At 65.3% G+C, this 10,242-nt stretch carries 12 protein-coding genes and 1 riboswitch; all 12 genes read right to left on the reverse strand.

Annotated elements, in window-relative coordinates; translation table 11 throughout:
* Nucleotides 1–639 (reverse strand): urea amidolyase associated protein UAAP2, encoded by a 639-nt coding sequence (locus H8B02_RS20750; RefSeq protein WP_229167930.1) that lies wholly within the window; start codon nt 637–639, stop codon nt 1–3.
* Nucleotides 636–1,481, reverse strand: coding sequence for an urea amidolyase associated protein UAAP1 (locus tag H8B02_RS20755; RefSeq protein ID WP_229167931.1), 846 nt, complete (start codon nt 1,479–1,481; stop codon nt 636–638). The genes H8B02_RS20750 and H8B02_RS20755 overlap by 4 nt, the downstream gene beginning before the upstream one ends.
* Complete coding sequence (locus H8B02_RS20760; RefSeq protein WP_229167932.1) at nt 1,478–2,311, reverse strand: ABC transporter ATP-binding protein; 834 nt, start codon at nt 2,309–2,311, stop codon at nt 1,478–1,480. Before H8B02_RS20760 ends, H8B02_RS20755 begins: the two co-directional genes overlap by 4 nt.
* Nucleotides 2,308–3,126, reverse strand: coding sequence for an ABC transporter permease (locus H8B02_RS20765; protein WP_229167933.1), 819 nt, complete (start codon nt 3,124–3,126; stop codon nt 2,308–2,310). The genes H8B02_RS20760 and H8B02_RS20765 overlap by 4 nt, the downstream gene beginning before the upstream one ends.
* A 59-nt stretch (nt 3,127–3,185) precedes the next feature.
* Nucleotides 3,186–4,259: a putative urea ABC transporter substrate-binding protein gene (locus H8B02_RS20770; protein WP_229167934.1), complete on the reverse strand. Its 1,074-nt coding sequence runs from the start codon at nt 4,257–4,259 to the stop codon at nt 3,186–3,188.
* 78 nt (nt 4,260–4,337) lie between these two features.
* Nucleotides 4,338–4,448: riboswitch (guanidine-I (ykkC/yxkD leader) on the reverse strand.
* A gap of 309 nt (nt 4,449–4,757) precedes the next feature.
* Nucleotides 4,758–5,402 (reverse strand): glutathione S-transferase family protein, encoded by a 645-nt coding sequence (locus tag H8B02_RS20775; protein WP_229167935.1) that lies wholly within the window; start codon nt 5,400–5,402, stop codon nt 4,758–4,760.
* A 4-nt stretch (nt 5,403–5,406) separates the two neighbouring features.
* Complete coding sequence (locus H8B02_RS20780; RefSeq protein WP_229167936.1) at nt 5,407–6,150, reverse strand: SDR family NAD(P)-dependent oxidoreductase; 744 nt, start codon at nt 6,148–6,150, stop codon at nt 5,407–5,409.
* 64 nt (nt 6,151–6,214) lie between these two features.
* On the reverse strand, nt 6,215–7,411 hold the full coding sequence (locus H8B02_RS20785) for a CaiB/BaiF CoA transferase family protein (protein WP_229167937.1): 1,197 nt from the start codon (nt 7,409–7,411) through the stop codon (nt 6,215–6,217).
* A gap of 120 nt (nt 7,412–7,531) precedes the next feature.
* On the reverse strand, nt 7,532–8,404 hold the full coding sequence (locus H8B02_RS20790) for an AraC family transcriptional regulator (RefSeq protein WP_229167938.1): 873 nt from the start codon (nt 8,402–8,404) through the stop codon (nt 7,532–7,534).
* A gap of 276 nt (nt 8,405–8,680) precedes the next feature.
* The gene (locus H8B02_RS20795; RefSeq protein WP_229167939.1) at nt 8,681–9,370 is read right to left on the reverse strand and encodes a hypothetical protein; all 690 of its coding nucleotides are present in this window, start codon (nt 9,368–9,370) and stop codon (nt 8,681–8,683) included.
* A gap of 175 nt (nt 9,371–9,545) precedes the next feature.
* Nucleotides 9,546–10,124, reverse strand: coding sequence for an invasion associated locus B family protein (locus H8B02_RS20800; protein ID WP_229167940.1), 579 nt, complete (start codon nt 10,122–10,124; stop codon nt 9,546–9,548).
* Nucleotides 10,121–10,242 (reverse strand): YadA-like family protein (locus H8B02_RS48115; protein WP_283842220.1); only part of this gene is annotated, 122 nt, incomplete at its 5' end. The genes H8B02_RS48115 and H8B02_RS20800, both read right to left, overlap by 4 nt.

Here is a 10,242-nt window from a genome sequence, read left to right on the forward strand (position 1 = left end):
TCACGCCTCCGGCTCGAAGATCGTGACCTGCACGGGCGTCGGGAAGAAGCCGTTGCAGGGATTGTTGATCTGCGGGCAGTTCGAGATCAGGCACAGCACGTCCATCTCCGCCACCAGTTCGATGGCGTCGCCGGGTTTAGAGACGCCGTCAACCACGGTGAAGTTGCCGGCGGGATCGATCGGCACGTTCATGAAGAAGTTCAGGTTCGGCACGATGTCGCGCTTCGACATGCCGTGCTTTGCGGCTTCGATCACAAAATTCTCGCGGCAGGCGTGCTGGTAGCGGGTCTGGTGCCCGAACCGCACGGTGTTGCTCTCGCAGGAGCAGGCGCCCGCGGAGGTATCGTGCAGGCCGCAACTATCAGCGGTGACGCGCAGCATCACCCGGCCTTCATTGGACATGATCCTGGTGCCAAGCCCGACATAGGCCGAGCCTTGCGCGCGCAGCGTATCCTGGCCGCTGTAGCGCTCCCCAAAATCGTCGGCGCGATAGAACAGCGTATCGACCGCCTGCTGGCCATGGGTATCCGTGATCCGCAGCGTCTGGCCCTTGCGGATGATGGCGGACCACGGCTTGCGCGCGGGAATTTCCGCGTCGAGAACGACGCGGCCGCGGGTCTCAGCGGATTGCGTGGTCATCGCACGGCTCCTTCGCTCGTCTCGCCGAGATACAGCGCATTATTCTGATAGGCGCGGATCGCCTCGGCGGTCGCGGTACGGCACAGATCATCGGCAGCGGGCTTGGCCGAGCGGTAGCGCACGATCTCCACGCTCGCCTGCGGATAGCTTTCCGCAGGATCGAGCGGGTGCGGACAGTTCGACAGCGCGATCAGCAGGTCCATCTCCGCGCGCAGATCGACAAAATCACCCTTTTGCCGGCGCGCGCCGGACCAGACGAACTTGCCGCCCGCGTCGATCGCGACCGGTGCAAAGAAGCTGACGCAGGGATGGACGTCGCGACGATCGAGCCCGAGCTTCGCCGCAGCCAGCACGAAATTGTCGCGCGTATTGCGGAAATTCCCTTCGCCGTATTTCGCCAGGTTGGTCGCCGCGGTCGAGCCGCCGACCACGGCATCATGCGCGGCGCTGCTGTCCTCGGTGATACCGAGCAGGGCGCGCCCCATGTCGGACAGCAGCACGCGGCCCTTCTGCAGCCGCGCCGCCCACTGCACCTTGATGGTGTCGGCGTGGTTGAGCCGCTCGGTGGTGTCGGCGCTGTTCCAGGCAAGCAGGCTGACGGTCGATACTCCCGACGTGTTGACGATGCGCAACGTATCGCCGCGGTTCAGCCGGGTGGTCCAGTACCAGCCGGCCGGAATCACCTCGCGATGGATGATCGCATCAGTGGCGATCGGCGCAGCGTCGCGCGCGGTCGGCGCCGGCAGCGCCCGCGGCGCATGCTCCTGCCCCGCTGCTTTCAACTCGTTGTAGCGTCGGGTATGCGCCGCGATCTCGGCCTTCTGTTCCTCTGACAGGATCATGGTTGCTCCTTCAAGACGAGAGCGCCGGGCCGTCCCGGCTGATGCTCCGTGCCTGACCGGGTCGTCCCGATCGGAGCTGGTTGAACTGATGACCGCGGCTCCGCGCTGCGGCGTGGGAATATCTCGAGGTCGCGTGACACGGTGGCGCCGTAGCGCTCGCGCTCCTCCGGCCGGTTGCGCTGCCGCTCCAGCGCGATCACGCGGGTCGCGAGCCCGAACGCCTCGCTGAGGTCGTGCGTCACCATCACGACCGTCAGATGGGTCTCGTTCCAGAGCCGCTTCATCAACAGATGGATGTCGGCGCGAATCCCCGGATCGAGCGCGCCGAACGGCTCGTCGAGCAGCAGGATTTTCGGCCCGCGCATGATCGCCTGCGCCAGCGCGAGGCGTTGCTGCATGCCGCCCGACAGTGCCGACGGATATTTGCTCTCCTGACCGGCGAGCCCGACCTCGGCGAGCAGCTTCATGGCATCGTCAGCAGCAGCGCGGCCCGCAGCACCGAACAGCCGGGCCGTGAATTTGGCGTCGCGCAGTTCGCGGCCGAGCATGACGTTCTGCAGCACGGTCAGATGCGGAAACACCGAGTAGCGCTGGAACACCACGCCGCGGTCGGCATCCGGCTCCGCGCGCAACGGCTTGCCGTCGACCATGATCTGGCCGCGGCTCGGCTGCTCCTCGCCGAGCAGCATCCGGAGCAGCGTGGTCTTGCCGCAACCGGACGGACCGACCAGCGCAATGAAGGCGCGCGGCTCGACCTCCATCGTGATGCGCTCGAGCACGATGTGGTCGCCGTATTCCTTCCAGACGTCGTCGAGCCGGATCGCGCTCATTCCGCCCTCACCGAGGCAAACCAGGGAAACAGCCTGCGCTGCATGACGCGCAGGCCGACATCGATCAGGAACGCCAGCAGCGTGATCCAGGCGACGTAGGGGATGATGACATCCATCGCGAGATAGCGCCGCACCAGGAAGATCCGGTAGCCGAGCCCGGAATCCGAGGCGATCGCCTCGGCCGCGATCAGGAACAGCCAGGCCGGCCCGAGTTGCAGCCGCAGCACGTCGATCAGCCGCGGCAGGGTTTGCGGCATCGCGACGCGCAGCGCGATCTGCCAGGTCGAGGCGCCGAGCGTCTGCGCCTTGACGATCTGCTCGCGCGGCAGCTCCTGCACCTTCATGGCTAGGTCGCGGATCATGCAGGGCAGCGTCCCGATCACGATCAGCGCAATCTTCGAGTTCTCCCCTAACCCCATCACGATGAACAGGATCGGCAACAATGCCAGCGGCGGCACCATCGAAGTCACCGACACGAACGGCCCGAGCAGGGCATTGGCGCCCGGCAACAGCCCGATCACAATGCCGAGGACGAGCGCCGCCACCGTCGAGATCGCCAACGCCGACCCCAGTCGCCCCAGGCTGGCGACGGTGTCGGAGGCCATCAGATAGCTGCCGGTGCGCGGGTCGACCTCGAACGCCATCTGCTTGACGGCCTGCACCATGCCGGGCAGCGCCGGCAGCAGCTTGTCGTTCGGGTTTTGCGTGAGCCGCGCGCTGGAGCCGGCGAAGTAGGCGATTGCGACCAATAGGAACGGCAGCGCGAGCAGATAGAATCGCGTCTGCCGTCCCGGCCGTATGTTCACAAGTCGCATGTCCGGCTCCTGCTTGAGGCAACGCGATGCGCGTCAGGGCTTGGCGTCAGAGCTTGACGTCAAAGCTTGCCTTTGGCGGCTTCGTCCATGTAGGTCGGGTCAAAGCGCAGCTTGACGTTCGACTTGTCGCCCAGCACCGACTTGTCGGCGAGTTCGATCCCGACCGCGTCGGCGGATTTCGCGCCCTTGCCCAGCAGGTCCTTCTCGAACAGGAACTTGCGGACGCGGTCCATGGTCACGCCGATGGTCTGGCTGCGCGTAAACGCTTCGGCGTCGGTCGCCTTGTCGAACAGTTTGGTGGTCGAGAGCTGGCTGTCGAAACCCGCGAGGTCGGTGCCGGATGCCTTAGCCATCGCCTCCTTGGCGGCCTTCGCCGCCGGATCGTTCGCCGTCATCCTGGACAGCGTCTCATACCAGATGCCGACCAGCGCCTTGGCAAAATCCGGATTGTCCTTGGCGACCGCGGTATTCACCACCATCAGGTCCATGATCTCGCCTGGGATCTGCGAGGAGTCGAACACCTTCTTGGCGTCGGGCGAGCCGAGGATTTCCGTCACGATCGGATTCCAGGTCACGACCGCGTTGACGTCGGGTGTCTTGTAGGCGGCGGCGATATCGGCATCGGAGGTGTTGACGACCTTGACGTCCTTCTCGCTCAGCTTGCTGGTCTCGAGCGCGCGTGCCAGCAGATAGTGCGACACCGAGAATTCGACCAGATTGACCGTCTGCCCCTTGATCGCGGCGAGATCCGACTTGTTCTTGAGGATCACGGCGTCGTTGCCGTTGGAGAAATCGCCCATCACGACCGCGGTGGTGTCGACACCGCCTGCCGCCGGAATCGACAGCGCGTCCATGTTGGTGATGGTGACGGCATCATAGCCGCCGGCGGTGTACTGGTTGATCGATTCGACGTAGTCGTTGAACTGCTTGACCTCGATCGTGATGCCGTATTTGTCGGCCCACTTCTTGACGATGCCGGTGTCGGCCGCATAGCCCCACGGCATCCACCCGACATAGATCGACCAGGCGACCTTGAAGCTTTTCTTCGGTGCGGCGTCAGCGACGGACGCGGCCGCGAGCACGATCGCGCAGCCGGTGACAACAGAGCGGAGGAAGAAAGAGAACTTGTTCATTGCCGATCCCTCTTGCGAAACTTCACAAAAAGGGACTGGCGAAAAGACCATCGCTCCGCCAATCCCTTGGCTAACGAGGTCTCCCGGGCTTTTATCCCGCCGTGCACCTGCGGGGATGTCTCCCCCGCAAGCGGCTGCTCTCGGACCAGCACCTTGTGTCTCAAGGTCGGAACCCTAGCGGCCAACTCGATGCCCTTGATGCACGAGGCGTGCCACACCGCCGGCTTTTGAATCTGATGAGATTTTTCGGCGCGCGCCGCGCGGCCGCGAGAACGCTTTGCTTAAAAACTACGCAGGCGTGCCCAGAATTGGCTCTGTCATTGCGCCGACGACGTCAGCGGGATCGCAGCTGGCGGATGTTGAGGGGGAAGTCGATGCGCAAGCTTCTGAGCGTACTTTGCGGCAGCCTCTGGCGCGGGCTGCACGGCCGGTTTGGTCTGATGCCTGGATGCGAGATCGGCGGTCCCCGGCAGCGCCAACCCTGAATGGCGCGACCGATCAGCTCTTCACGGTATTGATCGCGACGCTTTTCTCATAGGCCGGTCGCGCCGTGACGCGGTCGAGATACGGCGTTGCAACGTCGCAGACACCGACACCGTAGTCGATCGCCCATACCAGGCAAGTCGCGAGCAGGATATCCGCGCTGGTGAATTGATCGCCCATCAGATACTGGCGGCCATCCGACAGGGCGACTTCGACATGGCGGAGCTGCTGGCGAAAATACTCGGCCGCTTTCACGACCACATCCGGAGCATGGCCGTAGATATGGGCGAGGCCTTGGACGTCATGGCGACGCATCACATAGAGGCTGGTCGAGTCCAGTTCGGCCACGATGAAGAAGCACCATTCCAGCCATCGTGCGAAATCGCGCTCCTCGACGGGAACGAGCGAAATGTTCGGGTTGGAGTAATGGCGCGCCAGATAGGCGACGATGGCGGCACTCTCCCCGATCGTGAAGTCGCCGTCCTGCAGCAGCGGAATCTTCTGCCGCGGATTGAGCAAGGTGTATTCCGGCGTCTTGGTCTCGCCGGAACGCGGCAGGATCGGCTTGCAGTGATAGTCCAGCCCCAATTCGTGCAGCGCCCAATGGGCCCGGATCGTCCGCGATGTCCCCACCCCCCATAACGTCAGCGTCTCAGGCATGACGTCACCATTTCTCGACAGAGGGACGCAAATCCAGTTCATGGCTCCATCCGTCGCGGCTCTGCTGGTGCACGAACCAGTAAGCCTCGGCGATGGAAGATGTCCGCGTCAGGGAATCCGGCGGAATCGCCGATGCGTCGACGCCCGTTGCGGCCTTCATCCGCTGGTGAATGGCCGGGCTGTCGACGCCGGCATCGATCAGGAGATGCGCGACATGGATGTTCTTCGGCCCGAGCTCGCGCGCCATCGCCTGGGCGACCGCGCGCAGGCCGAACTTGGCGGATGCGAATGCCGCAAAGCCGCTGCTACCACGCACGCTCGCGGTCGCGCCGGTGAACAGCATGGTGCCGCGGCCATGCCGCAGCATGTGCCGGGTCGCCTCGCGCCCGACCAGGAAGCCGGCGAAGCAGGCGAGCTCCCAGGCCTTGAAGAACAGCTTTTCGCTGGTCTCATGCAGCTCCTTCTTGACGTTCGAGCCGGCGTTGAACAGGCAGACCTCGATCGGCCCGATCTCGCGTTCGACCCGCTCGCAAAGCTCCTGCACCTCGGCCTCGCGCCGCGCGTCGACACTGAGCGCATGCACCCGGCTTCCGGCTCCGGTCAGTTCCTCCACCAGGGCGCCCGATTTCGCAGCGTCGCGCCGCGCGATGCAGACGGTGTAGCCGCCGGCGGCGAACCGCCGCGCCACCGCGGCGCCGATCGCATCGCCCGCGCCAACCAATAAGGCAGTCTTGTTTGTCTCGGCCATAGGACATCTCCCACCGACGGCGGTTGTTCAGTTCAGCAATGCTGACCTTGCGTGGCGCGGTCGCTCAGACCGCGCGCACGGCCTTCTGCTCGATCATCTCTGCGATGGCAGCATCGCCGTAGCCGAGGTCGGACAGCACCTGCCTGGTGTGCTGACCGATGCGCGGCGCCGGACCGCCGATCGCGGCGGCATCGACCTCGAAACGCGCCGCGGGCTTCGGCTGCCGCACCGTGCCGACCCCGGGCTGCTCGAGCTCGGCGATCAGCCCGCGGGCAACCACCTGCTCGTTGGCGATGATTTCGCCGCGCCGCAGGATCGGCGCGCAGGGCACGTCGGCCGCATCGAGCCGCGCCAGCCATTCGGCGGTGGTGTGCCTGCCGATATAGTCCTGCATCTTGTTGATGCGCGCGGTTGCATTGACCGAGCGCGAGGCCGGAGTGGCGAAGCGCGCATCGTTGGCGAGCTCCGGATCGCCGGTCGCCTTGCAGAAGCCCTGCCACTCGGAGTCGGAGATCGTCCCGCAGGTGAGATAGCCGTCCGAGGTCTGGAACACGAGATCGGGACGATCGTTCGGATCTGCCGTCGCCTGCTCGCGGCCGACCACCGTGTACTGCATCATGCCTTCCGGCCAGAGATAAGCGATCATCGCGTCGAGCATCGCCACCTGGATATGCTGGCCGCTGCCGGATTTCTCGCGGGCGTACAACGCCGCCGTGATCGCCTGCGCGGCATAGACCGCCGTCGTCTTGTCGGCCACGATGGTCCGGATCATCTGCGGACGGTTGGTCACCGGCTGCGCCTGGATATCGCAGAAGCCCGAAAGGGCCTGCACGATGGGGTCGTAGACGCGCTTCTTGGCGTAAGGCCCGTCTTCGCCGACCCCGCTGATCGAGACATAGATCAGCCGTGGATTCTTCTTGCGCACCTCGTCCGGACCGAGCCCGAGACGTTCCATCGTGCCGGGCCGGAAATTCTGCACCAGCACGTCGGACTGCAGGACCAGCTTGCCCAGCACGTCCCGGCCGGCATCAGTCTTCATGTCGATCGAGAGCGAACGCTTGCCGCGGTTCGACGAGATGAACAGCGCCGAGAACTCGCCGGTCTTGTCGACATTGGCCCGGCTGCGGCGGGTGATGTCGCCGCCGATCGGCTCGACCTTCAGAACATCCGCACCCTGATCGGCCAGAAACATCGTCGCGAACGGGCCCGAGACGACACCGGTCAGATCAAGTACGCGAACTCCCGCCAATGGCCCTGGCATGCTTTGCTTCCTTCTCCAATGCGCGGACGCGACCAAACCTTGAGCGCAAGCTTGGCATACGATGGACCGTGCGCCGGCGCTTGCGGGAAAGCGCCTCGACTTGCGAAAAAGCGCCGAAACTCACGCCCGGCCCTGCTGCCGGAACACCGACGGGCTGACACCCGTGACCTGCCTGAACGTCGACGAGAAATGCTGGGCGTGGCTGAACCCCGACGCCAGCGCGATGCTGGTCAAGCTCTCATCGGTGTCGCTGAGGCGACGCTTGGCGGTTTCGATGCGCAGGCCGAGCACATAGCGATGCGGGCTGGTGCCCATGCTCTCCTGGAACGCGCGCAGGAAATGCCGCTTGCTCAGGCCGGCAACATCTGACAGTGCCGACAACGAGATCGTATCGCCAAGATTAGCCCGGACGAACGCCTCGATCCTCCGCAGCTTGAGCGCCGGCAGCCCGCCACGGCTCAACGCCTTCGCCGGTTCCGCGCCGCGCGACAGCCGCGCCATATGGGCCAGCGCCTGGCTGGCCCAGCCTTCGGCGAACAGATCGAACAGATTGTCCGGCGTGGTCGCTTCCTGGCAAAGTTCGGAGAGACCACGACAGAGCTGGTCATGGCCGAACGCAATCGCGGGCGTTTCGATCAAGTCATTGAGACGGCTCTGCACGAATTTTGGGTCGAGGAAGACGACCACATAGTCGAACGCCGGCCCGACCGACCACTCCCCCTCGATCTCAGTACCGGCGGGAAACAGCGCGAGGTTGGCCGCCCTGGAGAATTCATATTCGACCGGACGGCCGTTGATCGTGGCCTGCAACCGCGAACAGCCGTTGCGGAACCAGAACAACGTCAGTTCGGGCTGGCGGAAGTGCCAGTTCATGCGGGGCCGCGAGGTCCGGCTGAGCAGCTCGACCCTGATCGGCTCTGACCGCGCGATGACGGACGACACCAGCTCACCGCCGACCTTGCGGACAAACCGCTCCGGACGCGCTTCCTCCATGGACATCTCCTCCGCGTTTGGCACGGATGGTAAGTTCCAAATCAGAATTGACGATCCGGAGCCGGAAATCCAGCCCTTTGATGGCTGATCGCCAAGATGTTAGCGGGCAGGTTTGGAGTCAGCGCACGCGAGAGACCGCGTGCCCCCTCATGTTCGGTGGCTCGCGGGGGATCGGCGCCGCGATTGCGAAGTGCCTTGCGGAGGAGACAAGCGCTTTGCAGTGGAGAGGTGGATGCGAGAAGGCAGGCGCCCGGCGCCGCGCGCCGAGCGGCCGCGTTATCCGGCGACCCGCAGCGCGGTGACCGCGACGCAGGCGTTGCCGAACGGAATCAGCACCACCTGCGCGCCGTTCGGCAGCGCGATCGTCGCGAGGTCACCGAGCGTGCCGTTCTGCCCGTTGAGCTTGGCGAGCTCCGCGGCAACCGTCGGGCAGCTCTCGGCGCTTGGCGTCACCCGCACCAGATTGCCTTCGCAGGACGACCCGACCGGCGCGGCGAACACGATGCCGGCGGCGCGCTGGGCAGCGCTGCCCTGGGGCGCCTGATTTGGCGCGAGCGCAACCAGCGACTGCACCGAATGCGAATTGCCGGCCTTGGCGTCCCACTGCGACTGCGCGGTGTAGTTGGAGTTCGTCGCGAGACCGCGGCCGAGCGTTCCGAACAGATTGGCGCAGGCCACGACGTTGCCCTGCCGCGCATGCTCGTCGAACACCGTCGGCTGCTGCCCCGCCTGCTGCGGCGGAACGGATGCCGCGGCCGCCGATGGCGTCTGCGCCTCCTGCGGACGCTGTTTGTGCGGCTGCGGCTTCGCAGCGGCAACAGGCTTCTTGGCCGGCGCTGATGTCCCTTGCTGCAGCGGCATCGGCTGCGCCTGGGTAGGCTGCTGGGCATATCCCACGACGCCGGCCGCACTGAGCGCCGCCATGACGACCGCCGCGGAAATCAGGATGGGGGTCTTCAGTCGCATCGGCGTTTTCATCTTCTCGTCCTGCAGCTCGATGCGGATCTCCGAATGCCGGGTCCGCGTGCCTCTCCTAGAGCCTCTTCCGTTCCGATTGAACCGGAACGGGGCTCTGGATTTTGGTTTTGACGCGTTTTCCTCACGCGAACCGGCATCCACTTCGCTCGAAAACGCCGTTGCGTCATTTCAGTTTCGCCAGCACACCGGACAGGCCGTCCAGCGGCGCCTCCAGCACGACCGGCCCGCCTTGCGGCAGCGGATAGGACACCAGGCATGGCGTCGCCGCGCGGATGTGCCGCCTCAGCACATTGCCGATCGCGATCGTGGCAAAGCAGAAACTGGCGTCGCAGCGATCGGTCTGCGCAACGATGCGGTCCGGACTGTCGCCCATTGCGAACTCGATCTGCGCGCCGACGCCGGCGGCCGCGGGAATCCGCATCGCCATCAGCGGCTTGCCGTCGGCGGTCGCAATCAGCGACCAGTTGAAGGCGACCGCGCCCTGCGCGTTGACGATCGATTGCGTGACGTTGCAGACGCGGCGCTTCGATTTCAGGCTCTCGTCGCAGATCAAGGTCCAGTTCTTGAACGGCTGGATCATCCGCCTGAACTCGCCGAGCGTCTCGCCTTCCGGCACCACGACGTCCGATGGCTTCGCGGCATAGGCGGGTGGCGGCGCGCCCTGCGCGCTTGCGCCCGCCGCCGCGCCGAGCCAGATCGCCAAAGCCAGCCACGCCAGCCGCCTCGTCGACGTCAGGGTCAATTGAGCGTCAGGCTCACGCCGGCGCTGACGCCCCACTCGCTGCCGGCGGTGGTCGCCGCCGCGTTGGTGCGCAGCCGGCCGTTCTCGCTGGTGTAGCCGATGCCGAAGGCGAGCGCGC

It is taken from the genome of Bradyrhizobium altum, from assembly GCF_020889705.1.
Classification (GTDB): domain Bacteria; phylum Pseudomonadota; class Alphaproteobacteria; order Rhizobiales; family Xanthobacteraceae; genus Bradyrhizobium; species Bradyrhizobium altum.

Bases quoted from the DNA above. Each gene is read 5' to 3' on its own strand.
- H8B02_RS20760 (WP_229167932.1), bottom strand. From the start codon at position 2,311: ATGAGCGCGATCCGGCTCGACGACGTCTGGAAGGAATACGGCGACCAC.
- H8B02_RS20780 (WP_229167936.1), bottom strand. From the start codon at position 6,150: ATGGCCGAGACAAACAAGACTGCCTTATTGGTTGGCGCGGGCGATGCG.
- H8B02_RS20765 (WP_229167933.1), bottom strand. From the start codon at position 3,126: ATGCGACTTGTGAACATACGGCCGGGACGGCAGACGCGATTCTATCTG.
- H8B02_RS20775 (WP_229167935.1), bottom strand. From the start codon at position 5,402: ATGCCTGAGACGCTGACGTTATGGGGGGTGGGGACATCGCGGACGATC.
- H8B02_RS20790 (WP_229167938.1), bottom strand. From the start codon at position 8,404: ATGGAGGAAGCGCGTCCGGAGCGGTTTGTCCGCAAGGTCGGCGGTGAG.
- H8B02_RS20795 (WP_229167939.1), bottom strand. From the start codon at position 9,370: ATGCGACTGAAGACCCCCATCCTGATTTCCGCGGCGGTCGTCATGGCG.
- H8B02_RS20770 (WP_229167934.1), bottom strand. From the start codon at position 4,259: ATGAACAAGTTCTCTTTCTTCCTCCGCTCTGTTGTCACCGGCTGCGCG.
- H8B02_RS20755 (WP_229167931.1), bottom strand. From the start codon at position 1,481: ATGATCCTGTCAGAGGAACAGAAGGCCGAGATCGCGGCGCATACCCGA.
- H8B02_RS20785 (WP_229167937.1), bottom strand. From the start codon at position 7,411: ATGCCAGGGCCATTGGCGGGAGTTCGCGTACTTGATCTGACCGGTGTC.
- H8B02_RS20750 (WP_229167930.1), bottom strand. From the start codon at position 639: ATGACCACGCAATCCGCTGAGACCCGCGGCCGCGTCGTTCTCGACGCG.